The organism is Natrinema amylolyticum, from assembly GCF_020515625.1.
GTDB lineage: Archaea > Halobacteriota > Halobacteria > Halobacteriales > Natrialbaceae > Natrinema > Natrinema amylolyticum.
This window is the reverse complement of the sequence record NZ_JAIWPJ010000001.1, coordinates 1,571,690-1,588,453: the sequence shown is the minus strand read 5'-3', so window position 1 is coordinate 1,588,453 and position 16,764 is coordinate 1,571,690. Positions and strand designations below refer to the sequence as shown.

Annotated in this window: 10 protein-coding genes; 3 read left to right on the top strand and 7 right to left on the bottom strand. The window is 66.6% G+C overall.

Features of this window, described 5'->3' with window-relative positions; all coding sequences use genetic code 11:
• Positions 1 to 4 precede the first annotated feature (4 nt).
• The 4 genes from LDH66_RS07810 to LDH66_RS07795 all read right to left on the bottom strand — a co-directional run bounded on the left by LDH66_RS07810 (position 5) and on the right by LDH66_RS07795 (position 7,988).
• Entirely contained in the window at positions 5 to 3,781 is a 3,777-nt protein-coding gene (locus LDH66_RS07810; protein WP_226480489.1) for a UvrD-helicase domain-containing protein, read from the bottom strand.
• The gene (locus LDH66_RS07805; RefSeq protein ID WP_226480488.1) at positions 3,774 to 4,808 is read right to left on the bottom strand and encodes a PD-(D/E)XK nuclease family protein; all 1,035 of its coding nucleotides are present in this window, start codon (positions 4,806 to 4,808) and stop codon (positions 3,774 to 3,776) included. Before LDH66_RS07805 ends, LDH66_RS07810 begins: the two co-directional genes overlap by 8 nt.
• On the bottom strand, positions 4,801 to 7,059 hold the full coding sequence (locus LDH66_RS07800; RefSeq protein ID WP_226480487.1) for a hypothetical protein: 2,259 nt from the start codon (positions 7,057 to 7,059) through the stop codon (positions 4,801 to 4,803). Before LDH66_RS07800 ends, LDH66_RS07805 begins: the two co-directional genes overlap by 8 nt.
• 494 nt (positions 7,060 to 7,553) lie before the next feature.
• Positions 7,554 to 7,988 carry a universal stress protein gene (locus tag LDH66_RS07795; RefSeq protein WP_226480486.1) on the bottom strand — a complete coding sequence of 145 codons (435 nt, stop codon included), beginning with the start codon at positions 7,986 to 7,988 and terminating at the stop codon, positions 7,554 to 7,556.
• 112 nt (positions 7,989 to 8,100) lie between these two features.
• Between LDH66_RS07795 and LDH66_RS07790 the strand changes: the two genes are divergently transcribed.
• On the top strand, positions 8,101 to 9,273 hold the full coding sequence (locus tag LDH66_RS07790; protein WP_226480485.1) for an MFS transporter: 1,173 nt from the start codon (positions 8,101 to 8,103) through the stop codon (positions 9,271 to 9,273).
• 20 nt (positions 9,274 to 9,293) lie between these two features.
• Here the strand turns inward: LDH66_RS07790 and LDH66_RS07785 are convergent, their stop codons facing one another.
• The 3 genes from LDH66_RS07785 to LDH66_RS07775 all read right to left on the bottom strand — a co-directional run bounded on the left by LDH66_RS07785 (position 9,294) and on the right by LDH66_RS07775 (position 13,408).
• The gene (locus LDH66_RS07785) at positions 9,294 to 9,581 is read right to left on the bottom strand and encodes a HalOD1 output domain-containing protein (protein WP_226480484.1); all 288 of its coding nucleotides are present in this window, start codon (positions 9,579 to 9,581) and stop codon (positions 9,294 to 9,296) included.
• A 170-nt stretch (positions 9,582 to 9,751) separates the two neighbouring features.
• Entirely contained in the window at positions 9,752 to 11,395 is a 1,644-nt protein-coding gene (locus tag LDH66_RS07780; protein WP_226480483.1) for a thiamine pyrophosphate-binding protein, read from the bottom strand.
• A gap of 834 nt (positions 11,396 to 12,229) precedes the next feature.
• Positions 12,230 to 13,408: a CaiB/BaiF CoA transferase family protein gene (locus LDH66_RS07775; RefSeq protein WP_226480482.1), complete on the bottom strand. Its 1,179-nt coding sequence runs from the start codon at positions 13,406 to 13,408 to the stop codon at positions 12,230 to 12,232.
• Positions 13,409 to 13,596: 188 nt separating this feature from the next.
• On the opposite strand from LDH66_RS07775, the gene LDH66_RS07770 reads away from it, so the two are divergent.
• Together LDH66_RS07770 and LDH66_RS07765 are read left to right on the top strand one after the other, a co-directional pair.
• Positions 13,597 to 14,655 (top strand): TAXI family TRAP transporter solute-binding subunit, encoded by a 1,059-nt coding sequence (locus LDH66_RS07770; protein ID WP_226480481.1) that lies wholly within the window; start codon positions 13,597 to 13,599, stop codon positions 14,653 to 14,655.
• Between the two features lie 7 nt (positions 14,656 to 14,662).
• On the top strand, positions 14,663 to 16,669 hold the full coding sequence (locus LDH66_RS07765) for a TRAP transporter permease (protein ID WP_226480480.1): 2,007 nt from the start codon (positions 14,663 to 14,665) through the stop codon (positions 16,667 to 16,669).
• Positions 16,670 to 16,764 lie beyond the last annotated feature (95 nt).

Here is a 16,764-nt window from a genome sequence, read left to right as displayed (position 1 = left end):
CCCCTCAGTCGTCACCCGTTCGGTCGATTTCGGGCGTGTACTCCGCCGGTCCACAGCCCAGCGAGCGGTGCGGACAGTGCCGGCAGTGGTCGCCCGGCGTCGTCTCCGCGAACGACGGTTCGTCGACCGCCTCCAGCGTCTCGAGCACGGACTCCCACGGCGGGAGGTCGTCGGGCGCTATGAGGTCGACGCGAGGGCCGTCGATATCGCCGACGTAGACGTAGCCGACGGCCGAGATCGGCTCGTCGAACCGATCCTCGCAGGCGCGGACGTAGAGCGACAACTGGGCGGCGTCGTCGGGGTCGATCCGCTCCGCGGTGGCCTTGTAGTCCAGCACCGCGAGCCCGCCGTCGGGAAGCCGCCGGACCGAGTCAACGTAGCCGACGACGTCTCCCGTCACGCCGGGCACGTCCTCGAGCGAGAAGGGGAGTTCCGCGGCCAGGGGCTCCCAGTCGGCGACCGGGCGGTCGACCGCCGGTGCGGTCGCCGCGAAGTAGCGGTCGACGCAGGCGAGGACGGCCTCCCGGTGTGCGAGCAGGTCTCGCGCGGTGAGCTGTCGGACGGCGGCCTCGCGCCACGCCTCGCGGGTGCGGTACTCGCGGTGGAACGCCTCCTCGGCGACGTCGTGGAAGACGGTGCCGACGAGTCGCGACGCTGCGTCGTCGGTCGGCGCGGGCGTCCCGCCGTTCGTCTCGGTCGCGGTGCCGTCCATCGCGTCCGCCGCGAGCGGATCGTCGATCGCTCGGACGACGTGATCGAGGTAGTGCTTCCGGGCGCAGGTCTCGTGGGTGTCCATCGCGGAGTAGCTGTGGCGCATCGCGACCGGGAGCTCCGTCGCCGTCGCGAGCGTCTCGACCGGGAACCGGACCGTGTCGGTCGTCAGCGCGGAGAGTCGCCGACCGCTGGGGACTCGAGCCGGCGAATCCGCTGCCGATCGGTCGCCGCTCCCGTCCTCGAGCGAGCCGTGGCTCGCGGCATCGGCCGCCGACAACAGCGTCCCGTCGCGGAGCAGCCGGCCCAGCCGGTGGACCGTCTCGATCGCCTCGCGGGTCTCGAGGGGCTCGACGGGGCGGTCGCCGTAGTCGGCGTAGTAGGTGATCGTTCCCGGGCTCTCGCCCGCCGAGGCGGCGATCTCGTCGGTGCGATCGACTACGGTTTCGGGGTAGGTCTCCCGCACCTGCTCGAAGCTCTCGGTCAGCGACGACCAGAGGTCCATCCGCTGGCCGGTCACGGACCACTCGATCTCGCTCGCCAGGCAGGCCTCGGCCGTCGACGCCGCGAGTTCGTCGTCGTCGCCGTCGTACTCGTAGTCGGAACCGAACACGAACAGGTGCTCCTCGGCCCGGGTGAGCGCGACGTGGAGCACCCGCCACTCCTCTGCGACCCGCTCGGCCGCGAGATCGGCGAGCAAGGGAGAGCCGACGTCGTCGTCGAGCGTCGCGGCCAGCAGCCGGTAGCGTGCCCGCTCGACGTAGTCGCCGTCGACGCACCACTCCTCGTCGGAGAGGTAGGGAACGAGGACGGTATCGAACTCGAGGCCCTTGGCCTGGTGGACCGTCATCACGTCGACGCTGTCCTCGGAGCGCGTCCCACGCGTCCGGTCGCTCCCGCCGCTTCGCAGGGTCTGTGCTAGCGCGTCTACGAACTCGCTCGACAGCGACTGGACGACCCCGTCGGACTCGTAGGCCTCGACGAACCGCTCGAGGCGGTCGAACTGAGCGCGCTCCTCGCTCGCACAGAACCACTCGATCCGGGTGAGCTCCCGGAACCGGCGGACGAACCCCGAGAGGGGGTAAACGTCTCGGAGCCGCTCGAGTCGCTCGATGTGGTCGCGGACCGTCTCGAGCCGATCGGGATGCTCGAGGTCGAGCGCCGCCGGATCAGCGTCCGTCACGGCGTCGAACAGCGAGCCGTCCCGTCGCTGCAGCGTCGCGAGATCGCCCTCGGTGAACCGATACCGATAGAGCAACACGCGCCGGAGGTGGGCGTCGGCGTCCGGTTCGACGAGGACTCTGAGGTACGACAGCACCGTCCGAATCCCGGACGAGATCTCGCCGCGGGGCGAGCCGGAGATCTCGTGGGGGATCTGCAACTCTCGCAGTTCGTCTGCGACCCGCTGTGCGTGGCGGTTGGTCCGAACGATGACCGCGATATCGCCCAGCGAGCGCTGCGGGACGTTCGCGGCCTCGCCGTTGAGCAGCCGTGAGACCGTCGTCGCGACCTGCTCGGGCGTCGACTGGGGCACCTCGTCGCTCTCGACTTTGACGACCCGATCCGGCGGCTCGTCCTCGTCGTAGGTGCCGGCCGTCCGACCGTCCTCCCGCAGCGTCTTCGAGGACTGGGGACCGTAATCGCAGGCGTTGGTCAGGTCCAGGATCTCCTGTCTCGAGCGGAAGTTGAGCTCGAGTTCGATCGCCTCGTGGTCGTCGTAGGCGTCGGCCAGCCGGTCTAACCCCTCGCGGTCGGTACCGCGCCAGCCGTAGATGGCCTGATCCTTGTCGCCGATCGCGAGCAGGTCCGGCCGGTCGGGGCCGTCCGTGAGTTCGGTCAGCAGGGAAAACTGGGTCGCGTCGGTGTCCTGAAACTCGTCGCAGTAGACCTGCGTCCACTGGTCGGTGATCTCGTCGGCGATCGCCTCGTCATCTAGCAGGCCGGTCGCCGTCCGCACCAGTTCGTCGAAGTCCATCGCCCCTTCGGCCTCGAGCGCGTCGTGGTAATCCGCGTAGACGTCGGCGTAGTGGCGGGCCAGTCGGAGGAACTCGACGTAGTGTTTCAGCCGCCCGAAGGGGGTCTGTTCGATCCGGCTCGTCGCGGTCCCCCAGATCCGGTTGCCGAACAGGGCCCGCGGCAGGTGTTTCGTCGTCGGGTCGTCGAGCGAGAGCGCGTCGATCGTGTCGGTGACGCACCGCTGGAGCACTCGGAGATAGCGGTCGACGTCCTGCACTAGGTCGTCGTCGCGGAAGGCCGCCGGTGCCTCGGCGATCTTCTCCCGGCAGTAGGAGACGAGCTTGCCGTAGTCGACCAGCGACTCCCGGGCCGTCTCGAGGTACTCGTCCCGGTTGAAGTAGCGTAGCGCCTCGTTGTCGAACGAGAGCTCCTCGCCGGCGGTCCGCTCGAGCCAGAGGACGAACTCGTTGCAGAGCTCGAGGGTCCGCACCGGCGGCAGCCCCGACTGCAGGTCGTCGGGCGTGATGTCCTCCTGGCTCATCGACTGAATGAACCGGTCGATCGCATCGACGAGGTCGGCCGGCGAGCCGTCGTTGCGGGTCGACGCGGCTGCGAAGTCGTAGTCGTTGTCCGCGAGCAGGCGGCCGATGAGCCGGCGACGCGTTCGCTCGGTGACGACGTCGAACTCCGGCGAGTAGCCGAGGTAGTAGGCGTACTCCCGGACCAGCCGGTAACAGAAGGAGTGGTAGGTGTAGACGTCGATCGCCGCGGCGGCGTCGGGCTCGAGCCGCTCGGAGACCGCCGTGCGGATGCTGGCAGCCGCCTCGTTCGCGAACGTCAACACGAGCACGTCGTCGGGATCGACGTCGCCCCGCTCGATGGCGCGCTCGATCCGGACGAGCATCGTCGTCGTCTTCCCGGTACCGGCCCCCGCGTCGACGGAGGTACAGGCCGCGCGGCTGTCGATGACGGCCTCCTGATTACCCTTCGGTTCGATCTCGGCGGCGGACGCGAGGTCGGCAGCGGCCCCCGCGTCGGGTTCGTCGTCGTTCGGGTCGGCCCCCGGCTCGAGCGGTCGCTCTCCGCTGTCGTCCCGTCGCGAGCCGTCACCCATCGAACCGCACCTCCTTCGCGATGTACTCCTGACAGCAGACGGTGTACTCACAGTCCGGACAGGCGTGCTCTGCGATCTGTGCCCAGCGCTCGGACGGATCGAAGGGACCCGAGAGCAGGCCCGCAGCGATCCTCGCGAGTCGGTCGTCGACGGTCTCGTTTCGGTGGTCGTGTGTCATACCGTAGGTGTGGTGGTCGACGTAGACGTCGGTCAGATCGACGACCTCGAGGCTCGTCTCGACGGTGTCCCGGACCCAGTTCACCGTCGTTCCGGAGCGCTCCGCCAGCGGAATCTGGACGTATCGACAGGTCCGGTCGCCGAGCTCGAGCCGGTCGCGGAGCCCGCGAAGCCCGTCGAGGACGACGGCGGTCTCGAAGAGCGAGCCGACCGGGTCCGGCTCGAACGCGGTCGACTCGTCGTCGAAGTGATCGGTGAAGAGCTCGGCGACGTCGCCCTCCCAGTCGGACCGGTAGCGCAGGCGGCCCAGCGGCGCGAGCGTCGGGACGAACCGGACGCCGACGATCGACGAGCCGTCGCCGTAGACGTAGTCCACCGTCGCGTCGATCCTCGCTCTCTCGGCCTCGACTGTCTCATCGAGCACGTCGACTGCGCTCGAGAGCGGCAGCCCTGGGCCGATCAGTTCGCCGCCAGCCGCCTTGGCGTCCAGCCGCTCGATCCCCGCGGCGTGGTCGGCCCCGACGCGCTCGAAATACGCCGACAGCGTCGCCTCGAGCACCCGTCGCTCGTGACGGCGCTGCGTCCCGGAGTGGAACGGCTCGTCGTGGTCGTTCCACAACGTCGAGAGTCGGTCGCCGGCGACCGACTCGAGCGCCTCTCGGTCCGTCTCGCCGCTCCGGAGCGCGTCGCAGATGGCGGTCCGCAACACGTCCACGCGGTCGTCGACCGCGTCGTCGTCGCTCCCCTCGAGCCCGTGAACGTGGGCGAACTCGTATCGGCGCGGACAGTGGAGCGCGGTGCGGAGGCCGTCGACGTCGAGCACGGGAACGGTCGTCGCGTCGTCAGTCATCGCGGACCACCTCGCCCGCGGCGAACTCGAACTGCGAGCGGACCGCCTCGGCGAGTTCGTCGTCGATATCACCGTCCTCGAGCACGACCGCGATCTCCTCGAACAGCGCCTCGGTCTCGCCGAGGTCGGCCTCACCGCCGGTGCTGGCCTCTCGGAGCACCCGCTCGAGTTCGCCGCGGGGCTGGTCGAGCAGCGCCTCGACGGCGTTCGTCTCGCCGTGGATCGCCGCGTCGGCCGCGGCGTCGACGTCTGCGAGGCGAAGTCCCGGCGTCGACTCGAGCAGCTTCAGATACCGCGACTCGTCGTAGGTCCGCTGGAGGCCGCCGGCACCGCGCTCGTAGGAACACCAGTAGAGGGTCTTCTCGGCCGCGCGCGCACCGAGCGCGAGCCGCCTACGGGACCGCTGGGCGTGGTACGTCTCGAAGGGGTCACCGACGGCGGTCGCGTCGACCGGCTCGAACGTCTCCGAAATGTCCTCGAGCGACGGGTCGGTGACCGCGGGATAGGTCGGCATGGTGCGAAGCCACGCCGACGGGAACAGTTGGGTGAGGAACTGCTCGCCCGGATAGGTCTCGTCGATCAGGTCCAGCAGGAAGACCGCCCGCCGCGAGTCGTACTTCAGGTCGTCGACGGCGCAGACGGTGACGCCGCCGGTCGGCGGCCGCGTCTCGACCGCGTGAACGTAGGGCGCGTCGTACCGGATCGTCCGCCGGAGCATCCGGCGCAGCCCCTGCCAGTCCGGGCCGACGAGGTCCGTCTCCTCGACGAACCGGGCGATCTCGAGGACGCGTCCGACGCCCTCGTACTGCTCGCGGGCGTCGACCCACGATTCCTCGCGGGCGATTCGCCCCTTCAGGTTCGTCCGACGGATCCAGCGCTCGAGCGAGCGGCGAACGCTCGACCCGGCGGTTTCGGCGAGCAGGTCGGGTGAAAAGTCCGGAACGCGGGCTCGGAGACGATTCAGCGAGACGTCTCGCGGGTCGTTCGACGCTCGGGACTCGCGGGCCGGGTCAGCGGGACCGAGCCGCTCGAGGGCGTCACCGTCGCGCTCGCGTTCGCACTGGCACGTGACGACCGCGTAGAGCTCGTTCACGGCGGGATCGTCCGCCAGCGATGGGGTCCCGATCGTCGCCGTCGGAACGCCGGCGTCCCGGAGTCGGCGTCTGGTCTCCGGGACCCGTTCGATCCGCGGCACGGCGACCGCGAACTCGTCGGCGGACCAGCCGTGGCGGTCGGACAGCGACTGGATTTCGGTCGCGACCGCCCGGACCTGTTCGCGGGCGGTTTCGGTGCGGATCCGTCGGGCGCGACCGGCCGGTCCTCCCCCTGTGAGCCCGTCTTCGGCGTCGACGCGTTCGTCCGGCGATTCGCCCGTCGCGAGGAACCGCGTGATCGGTCGATGTGGCGGTTCGTCGGCCGGTTCGCGATCGGACGCGGGCTCGAGCGGCTCGATCTCGAGGCCCGCGTCCCTCGCCAAATCCTCGACGCGACCCGGTTCGACCCGGGTACGTTCGACGCTGGCGTGGCGCTCGCCGAGACAGACGAGGTCGGCGTCCCCCGAAAGCGCCGCGAGGTACCGGCGGTCGAGTCGGCGGTACTCCTCGAACTCGACGGCGAGGACGGCGTCGAAGGAGTCGGTCACGCGGGTTCGCAGTCCGTCCGCGTTCGCCTCGAGCAGGTCGACCGCCTGCGGGATCACGTCCGCCCGCTCGACGTAGCCCCGATCGTCGAGTTCCGCGTGGAACCGGTCGTTCATCGCGTAGAGAAAGGCCAGACAGTCGTGGGGCGAGTCGAGGTCGTCGAGTCGGAGCCGCTGGCGGGTCGCGGCGAGCAGCAGTTGCCCGACGTCGCGCGCGAAGCTCTCGTGGTCGGCCGCGCGCTCGAGGTAGTCGGGCACCGACCGGCTCGCGCCGTCGATCACGAGCGAGATGAGCTCGATACGCTCCTCGTACTCGAGGCGGGAGAGCGTCGGATCGTACTCCTCGATGGTCTTCGAGGCGTGTTCCGGTAGCGACTCGATTCGAGGTGAACGGGGATCGTCGCCGGCCCGCTCGAGGTCGGCGTCCGCTACCGCCTCGGTCAGGGCCTCGAGACCCGCCGGATGCCGTTTCAGGACTAGGACGTTCCGCGGGCCGTGTTCCGCGGCGAGAGCGGCGTACTCCGCGGCGATCGTCGCGAACACGTCGTTGCCCGGTAGGGGGGAGGGGAGGAGCTTACAGGTTCCGTCGAGCGCGGGCGGCGTGGTGGTCATCGGTCGTACGTCACCGTGTATGACGGAATTGGTATTTAAATGTGGGCACGATCCGGTCTCCGTTCGGTGTGCGAATCGAGTCTGATCGATCGGACTCGAGCATACCGGTGACTCGAGTCCGACTGCGAACGACCGCTCACCCGTGACCGAAGCCGATACTATACGATTACATAGATACCCATATAGAATATGAATGAATATCGTCGTGAATGTGGAGTAGATTAGGAGTAGTCTCGTATTAGGGCTCAAAAGGGCGTTTTACGGCGTATTGGGGAAATTATATTTTTGGTAGGGGTGGCAACTGCATGAGAAAGGGAAAACAGCGAATAAGTGCCGTAGTACGGTTGATAAGTGCGTATTAATAGATACTGTCAGATGTGGGGCTATATATGAGTACTATTTTACTGTTCTATGCACTACTATGATATCACATATTTCTATACCGCCGTCCACTGGCCGGGGGAGACGGGAACTGACCGGCGGTCGGTTGATCCTCAGAGGACCGTCACGGGGCGATCGGTCTCGAGCATCACCTGCTGCGTGACGCTTCCGAAGACCGCTTTGCCGACCGGCGATCGCTCGCGGGTCGGGAGGACGATCGTATCCGCGTCGACGGAGTCGGCGTAGTCGACGATCTCTTCGGCGGGTTCGCCGTGGCGGCGGACGACGTCGACGTCGATGCCGGCGGCCTCGAGCGCGTCACGGACGGCGTCGACCGACTCGGGGACGTCGTCGGGATCGAACAGTTCGTCGGAGGTGACGCGGACGCCATCGTCGACGGCCGAGAACTCCTCGAACACGTTGAGCACCGTCACGGCGAGTTCGTCCGGGCTCTCGACCGGTCCGTCCTCGAGGAGTCCGGCTACGTAGTCCGCGGCCTCCATCGCCCGCTCTTCGTCGGGGTCGACCGGGATAACGATCCGGTACATGCGTCATAGACCGGCCGGAATTCACTTAGTAGTACGCGTCGCGATAGACTCTCATCGCGGTGGACGGCCGCTATCGAAACCGCTTTTCGGTCGCTCGTCGAACGGTCTCTCAGTGAACTGGTCATACAGGAATACGGTTCTCGTTCTCTGTACGTTCGCGTTCTTCGTGACGGTGACCGCGCGGCTGGTGATCAGTCCGGTCGTTCCCGACATCGTCGAGACGTTCTCGGTCAGCACCGGTGCGGTCGGACTGGCGCTCTCGGGCATGTGGGCCGCCTACGCGCTCTCGCAGTTTCCGAGCGGACTGCTCGGCGATCGGTTCGGGGAGCGGCGGATCATCTTGACCGCGATCGGTGGCACGGCGGTCGCGAGCGCCTTGCTCGCGCTGTCGCCGACCTACGTCGCCTTCTTGCTCTTCGCGATCGTCCTCGGCGGAGCGGCCGGTCTCCACTACAGCGTCGCGACGACGTTCCTGACTCGGCTGTTCGATCGGACGGGACGCGCGATCGGGATCCACGTCTCCGGCGCGCCGATCGCCGGCCTCGCCGCGCCGGTGCTCGCGGCGCTCGCCGCCGACCGATACGGCTGGCGCGCGGCGATCGCCGTCGGGACCGCCGTCGGAATTCCGATCGTCGCCCTGTTTTACCTCCGGACCCGTCCGACGGAGCCGCGCTATCCCGATCGGCGGATGCGCGACCAGGTCGACCCGTCCCTCCTCTCGCAGTTGTTGACCCGGCCCAGCGTGGCCTACACGACCGCGCTCTGTGCGATGGGTGCCTTCACCTGGCAGGCCACGGCGTCGTTTCTCCCGACGTTTCTCGCGGTCGGCTACGGTCTCCCGCGGACGACGGCCGGCCTCCTGTTCTCGCTGTACTTCCTCGTCAACGGGGGCGTGCAGCCGCTGATCGGCTCGCTGTCCGATCGCTACTCGCGCGACGCCGCCGCCGCGGTCACGATGACGGCGGGACTGGTCGGCTTCGCGGTGCTTGTCACCGGTGACGGACTGGCGGCGGCGATCGCCGGAGTCGCCTGCGTCGGCGTCGCGATGACCTGGGGTGCCCCGTTGCAGTCGCGGTTCATGGACGTACTGTCGTCGTCCGAACGCGGCCTCGGTTTCGGACTCGTCCGGACCGCTTACATGCTACTCGGCGCAACGGGGAGCGTCGCCATCGGTACGGCCGCCGACCTGTTCGGCTGGACGGTCGCGTTCGGCCTCCTCTCGGGAATTATGGCGATCGCGCTGGTGACGATCGTCTCGAACAACGTCCTCTCGCTGGGGTACTGACGGCTAAACGGCCCGGTCGCTCACTCTCCGACTGCTCGAATCGTGAGACATTCATCACTGTCAACGGTGATGTGATAGTCGCTGAAGACGAATTCGATCGTGCAGTCGACTCCGTCCGATTCGTCTCCTCGCGACTCACACAGGTCGTTCAATGCGTCCGGATCTATCGCCTCGTATAACGGCGTCAGCGCCTTGGGGTCACACTCCCGTATCGAACTCACCGCGCGAACGGTCGCGACGCTCGGGGATTCGTTCTCCGGAATCTCGTATTCCACTACCAGGTCGTCTTCGGCAATCTCGTGTTTCATTATCGACTAGTGGGGGCGTATCACGTAAACCCCTCTCGAATCGTATCACTCAGTATACGTGTGTTGTTCGTCGCCTCGAGGACTGGAGCGACCGGTCGCATCGAAGCGAACCCGCTCGTTGAATCGGTTCTCCGCGGTCGTAGACGCGGATTCCCGCCAGACGCGACCGCCTATTCGCTCATCCACTCGCTCGCCTGCGGTTCGCCCGGGTCCGTCGGAATTTCGACGAGTACCGGCTCGTCCGCCTCGAGCGCGGACGCGAGCGCTGCCCGAATTTCCGACGATGTCTCCGCGCGCTCGGCCCGCATCCCGAGACTCGTCGCGAGGCTCGAGAAATCGATCGGCGCGTTCGCCCACTCGTACGCGCCGGCCTCGAGGTCGTAGTTCCGGTCGGCGTCGTCGCTGATGATCGCGTAGTCCTCGTTGACGAAGACGACGACGGTGATCGGCAGCGCCTCGGCGACGGCCGTGTGGAGTTCGTGGACGCACATCATGAGTCCGCCGTCGCCGACCAGGACGACCACGTCCTCGTCGGGGTTGGCGACCTGTGCACCGATCGCCGACGGGAGGCTGGTCCCCATCGACGCCCACGAGCCCGGATTGACGTACGAGCGCGGCCCCCCCGCCTCGAAGACGTTGAGTCCCCATACGCGGGAGCCGCCGGCGTCTGCCGTCACGATCGCCTCCCGCGGGACCGCTTCCCGGATCGCCTCGAGCGCGCTGACGGAGGTCAGTGGCGGCGACGAGACGCGCAGCTCCTCGAGTCGCTCGCTCGTGGCCGTTCGGACCTCGCTGGCGCGCTCGACGGCGTTGCCGGCCGCGAACTCGCGGTCGGCGAGCGCGTCTTCGAGCGCCGACAGCGCCTCGCCGGCGTCGGCGACGATGCCGACCGTCGGATCGTAGCCGGTCCCGAGGTCGTCGGGATCGAGCGTGACGTGGACGAGGGTCTCGGGTACGGTCACGGACCAGGCACGGGTCGCCACGGCGTCGAAGTCCGTGCCGACCGCGAGCGCGGCGTCCGCGCTGGCGAGGAGCTCGAGCAACTCGGGCGACGCGCTGCCCGACAGCGTTCCGGCGACGTACCCGTCGGGACCGTCGGGGAGGACGCCTTTCCCCTTGTAGGTCGTGACGACGGGCGCGCCGAGTCGCTCTGCGACGCGGCGGAGGTCGTCGCTCGCTTCGGCGGCACGGACCCCGCCGCCAGCGACGATCACCGGCTCGTCGGCGTCGGCGAGGCGATCGGCGGCGGCCTCGACGTCGCGATCCGCGACCCCCGAAACCGAGTCCCGGCTGTATTCCGCCGGCGTCGCGAGCGGGACGTCCATCGCCAGGAAGTTCTTCGGAATCCCGACCCGAACGGGGCCCTTCGGTGGCGTCTCGGCGATCGAGATCGCCTCCTCGAGGACGGCGAGCGTGCTCTCGGGACTCTCGACGAGTCGGTTCGCTTTGACGACGTTGTCGTAGGTGTCCGGCGGCGTCTCGTGGATGCCGTCGCCGCCGCGGACCTCGGGTTCGGTCTCGACGGCCATGTGGACGAGCGGCGTGCAATCGTTGAGCGCGTTCTTCAAACCGTTCATCGCGTTCATATCGCCCGGCCCGGGGACAACGGCCGTCGCCGCGGGCCGCCCGCTGGTCTCGGCGTACCCCCACGCCTGATGGGTGACGGCGGTCTCGTGGCGAGCCATGACGAACTGAATGTCGTCCCGCGCTCCGATCGCCTCGTTCAGCGGGAGCGTCTGTTTGCCCGGAATGCCGAACACGGTGTCGATTCCGTCGGCTGCCAATCGCTCGATGACCGCTCGGCTCACGTCCATACGCTCACCTCGTAAACCAGGTACTTATGATCTCCCTTCGGTTCGCTCTCTGAGCGGTGATCCGACGGGCGGATCGGGCGCGCTGAAACGCAATAGCGTTTCGCGTACCGAAACAAAACTGGGCCGGTCGGGACACGGACAGATCGGGCCGGCGATGACAGTTCGTGGCGTCCGACTGCCGTGTGATGCCATGAAGGGTGCGTATACGGCCTCTATCGCCGATTCGGGGAGTTCGATCGAAATTGGTGTGTGATATCAAGAACCAATGATGGTCGAGGGCGGAACCGAATTCGTTTCGCCTCTCGAAATGACGCCGTTCGGCGCTGAATTGCGATTCGTCCGCTGCAATCGCCTCGTTCAGACTGGGACGCTCTCGCTATTCGCGACTATGAATTACGGCCATATATATGTAAAATCCCTCGAGAGTACACGATCGATTGCCGCCGTCACGGCGTGCGGTTAGCCGAGTCGACGAAATAACACATCCGTTCAAATGAACAATGAATGAGTAGTTGCATTCGGTCGTTCGTCCGCTTCCTCTCGGTGCCCGTCGCGCTGATTCGGATCGCGACCCGTTATCGCGGCCGTCGACCGAGAACAGCGCGAATCGGGCGTCTCGAGCGGCGATATCGCAATTATTGCCACAGGAAGAGTCGCCGTTTCGACCAACGAAACGATATTCCGATGACGATCGTCACCGGAAACGACAGGACTGCCGATCCCTCTCTCGTCGAGCCTCTCGAACGACCGTCCGAGACCGCCGATCGGCTCGCGGTCGGAGAGAACCGTGCTACGAGTGCGGTCGGCCGGGGTACGCCGTCGTCGGTTCCTCGATCAGACGACCTCGTCGGCCTCGAGAGCCGCGATTTCGTCGTCCGAGTAGCCCAGTTCCGCGAGGATCTCACGCGAGTGCTGACCGAGATCCGGCGGTGCCCGCTCGTGGGTGGTCTCGAGCGAGGAGAAGTTGACCGGGTTCGCGGGCGCTTTCAGCGTTCCGTGCTCGGGGTGTTCCATCTTGGCGATCATGTCCCGGGACTGGATGTGCGGATCGTTGACGACGTCTTCGACGTCGTTGACGGGCGTACACGGGACGTCGAACTCGCGGAGGTGTTCGACCCACTCGTCGGTCGTCATCCGGGCGAATATCTCCTCGAGTCGGCTGTCGAGCGCCTCCCGGTTCTCGACCCGATCCTCGAACGTCGCGAACCGGTCGTCGTCGATCCACTCCTCGCGATCGAGCGCGCGACAGAGGTTGGGCCAGAGACCCTCGCTGATCACGCCGACGACGACGTGGGAGTCGGCCGTCTCGATCGCCTGGTAGGGCGCGAGGTTGGGGTGTTTGGTCCCCATCCGGCGCGGCACGTCGCCGGAGGCGAAGAAGTTGGTGACGTGATAGAGGAGCCACTGGAAGCTCGTGTCGTACAGCGAGAGTTCGATGTGTTGCCCCTCGCCCGTCTGTTCGCGATGATAGAGCGACGTCAGAATGGCGTAGGTCGCCGTCATAGCACCCGAGACGTCACAGATCGAGATACCGACCCGCGCCGGTTCGTCTTCGCTCCCGGTGATGCTCATCATGCCGGCTTCGCCCTGTAACACGATGTCGAAAGACTTGCGCCCGCTGTAGGGGCTGTCCGAACCGTATCCGGACACGTCACAGTAAATCAGGTCATCGTTCAGCGTCGAGAGTGTCTCGTAGTCGGCGTCGAACGCCTCGGCCTTGCCAGGGCTGAAGTTCTGCATGAATACGTCGGCGTCTTCGACCAGCTCGTGGAGGACCGTCTGTCCCTCCTCGCTCGTTAGGTCGAGCGTAAGACTCCGTTTATTCCGGTTGAGGCTCACGAAGTACGCCGACAGTCCCTCGTACTCCGGCTGATAGGTGCGCGTCAGATCACCGTACCCGGGCCGTTCGATCTTGATCACGTCCGCACCGAGGTCGCCGAACGTCTGTGTCGCCATCGGTCCGACGAGCGCCTGTGTCGCGTCGATAACGGTAACGTCCTCTAGAGGCCGCATATCTCCGTCATAGACGGACCTCCGTTTATACGTTCCGCTCGGAACCCCCGATCACGGGCCGAACCGACTCCACCCGACCGCTCGGTTCGACCGGCCGAGGGCATCTGTCCCGATAATCGGCATTTATCTTCCTCTATAGCTGACCTTTTCCCGAAGGTTTAATTATTATGGATACACCTTTAGGCTGTATGCGTCTCAATAGACGACGGGATATCCTGAAAGCAGTGAGTGGAATCGGGGCGGTCGGATTGGCCGGCTGTCTCGGCGGTGACGGTGGCAGTACGACCTCTCTCAGCGTCGGGATTCCAAGTTCCAGTACGACGACCGGGCAGGCAAGCAACTCCTTCCAGCGCGTCGTCCAGGAACAGTCCGGCGACACCGAGCCCGCCGGGGAGATCCGGTGGCAGAACCAGGAGACCGGCGGCGACCCGCCGAGTCTCAGACAGCACGCCCAGGGGAACCTGCAGGCGCTGACCGCCGGGAACTTCATCGTTGCGTCGGCCCAGCAGGACCTGCCGCCGTTCGAGGAGCGGCCGCTGGACACGCTCCCCCAGCAGATGTTCTCGATCGCACCCCTGCACATGCATATCCTCTCGCTGCAGGGGTCGGGCATCGAGACGACGGACGACCTCGTCGGGAGTAACTTCTGGCCGCTGCCGCCGGAGTGGGGACTCCGCCAGCAGGCCGAGACCGTTCTCACGAACGCCGGCCTCTGGAGCGATCTCGAGAGCAGCGACTCCATCGTCAACGCCGGGACCGGTGAAGTGGCCGGCCGTATCGAAGAGGGCGACGTCGACGCGCTGATCGCCTACGGCTCCGGGTTCGCGAACCTCGCGGGCTGGGCGACGGAGGTCGACGCTCGAGCGGACCTCCAGCTCGTCGAGTTCACCGACAGCTTCATCGAGGGCGTCAACAGCACTCGCGGGACCAGTCACAGCCAGATCGAACCGTACGGCTGGGAACAACAGAGCTTCGAGCAGGAGCAGGTGGACATCTACGGCGCCGACTTCCAGTTCTGGCTCAGTAGCGAGGTTTCGCGGGACGTCGGCTACGAACTCGCGCGAATCAGTCACGAGAACGTCGAGTCCATTCAGGAGGGCCAACCGGCGTATCTCGACCACAGCGACCCCGAGTCGATGGCATCGCTCTACCTCGAGGACGTCCCCGTCCACCCCGGCCCGTACGACTTCCTCGAGGAGCAAGACGTCGACATGAGCGCCTACACGCGCGGCGAGACCAGCGAATAGAACGAGCATGAGCGAGACCCAGAGCGAACCGCCCGTCTGGTCGCCGCTGGACTTCCGGCGCAAGCACCTGCTGAACAACCTCGTCACGGTGGTCGCCCTGTTGTTCTGGGCGCGGGTCTTGCTGTATGCGGTGCGACAGGACGCCCCGCGAGCGAAGTACGGGGCCGTCTTCCTCGCCGGCGGGATACTCGTCTACGTCATCAAAGAGCTCGCCGACCTCGAGGGGGGCAAACGCCTCGAACGGATCGGGCTGTGGCTCTGTGCGCTCGTCGGCGTCACCGTTCCCAGCTACGTCTGGCTGAACTACGAGGTGCTCGAGACGACCCGCGTCGGCTACGCGTTAGACCACGAGTACCTGATCGGGGGGCTGTTCGCGCTCGTGATCCTCTATCTGACCTACCGAGCGTTCGGGGCCGCCTTCGCATCCGTGATGATACTGGCAGTGCTCTACGCCCGGTTCGGGGGTCTCATCACCGGGTTGCTGGGCCACGGCGGCGTCGCTACCGAACAGATCGTCAACGTGCTCACGATGGAGTTCGACGGCTTCTTCGGCTCGATCACGCAGGTCGTCGCCGTCAAAGTCGCGCTGTTTCTCCTGTACGCAGGCCTGATGCGCGGCTACGGGGCCTTCGAACTCATCATGCGACTCTCCTTCCAGACGGCGAAGTATCTCCGTTCGGGGGTCGCCCAGTCGGCGGTGACCTCGAGTCTGATCGTCGGCTCGATCAACGGCGCGCAGACGGCCAACGCCGCGATGACCGGCTCCTTTACAATTCCGTTGATGAAAGAGAGCGGGATGCGGTCGGATTCGGCGGGCGGCATCGAGGCGGTCGCCTCCTCGGGCGGCCAGATCATGCCGCCGGTCATGGGCGCGGCCGCGTTCGTGATGGCATCGCTCATTCCCGGCATCGGCTACGTCGACGTCCTCGTCGCGGGTATCATCCCGGCGCTGGTGTTCTACATCTCGGTCGCCATCGGCGTCCACTACATGGCGATCAAGCAGCTACCGGACAGCGGCATCGATATCGAAAGCCGCATCGGCGACATCCCGGAGGGGTACCATCCCGCGATCGAGGCGATCCGGTTCGGCGTTCCGTTCGCCGTGCTCCTCTACACGCTCGGTATCGCGCAGTGGACGGTCCTCTCGTCCGCACTGTACACCTGCGTCGCGATGATCGCGACCGGTGCCGGCGTTCCCCTGGTCCTCGGCCTCGTCAGTAGCGACGTGGATCTCGCCGAGACCGGCCGGGACGCCCTGACCGACACGATCTCCGGGTTCAAGTTCGGCGCGGTCTCGATCGCCCCGATCGTTATCATCATCGCGGCCGTCAACGGTATCGTCGACCTGCTGAACGCGACCGGCCTCCCCGGCAAGCTCTCGCTGGCGATGGTCAGCGTCGCCGGCGGCGTGTTGCTGTTCACCGTCATCCTCGCGATGGCCGTCTGCCTCGTGCTGGGACTCGGCATGCCCACGGTCGCCGCCTACACCATCGTCGCGCTGCTCATCGCGCCGACGCTGACCGGCGAGTTCGCCGTGGAGCCGCTCGCGGCACACTTCTTCGTGCTCTACGCGGCCATCCTCTCGGGGATTACGCCACCGATCGCCATCGCGGTGGTGGTGACGACCGGTATCGCGGAGTCGAACTTCTGGAAGACGTCGCTCGAGGCGCTGAAGCTCGGCCTGCCGCTGTTCGTTCTCCCGTTCACGTTCATCTACAATCCGGAAATCGTGACGGGCGGGTTCGGGCTCACGACCGCCGGCTCGGGGCTCGTCGTCCTGCTGGGTGCGATCGCGATTACCCACGGACTCAACTGTGCCCCCCGCCCGTTCGGCATCCCGTCGCCGGTCGACTACGGTGCCCGGGCGATGTACGTCGCCCTCGGCGTCTTCGCGATGGTGTGGCCGACGCTGCTGCCGCGACTCGGTGCCGTCCTGGTCGCGATGATCCTCATCGCACTCCAGACGGTGGTTCCGCGGGGAACCGGCGTCGACACCGTCGCTCGCGGGGACTGAAGCCGTCCCGACTACCGCGCGATTTCGGCTCGAAATTCCGAATCCGTTTCTCCGTCTCAGAGTCGTTCCTCGTCATCGCTCGAGCACCGACCGGT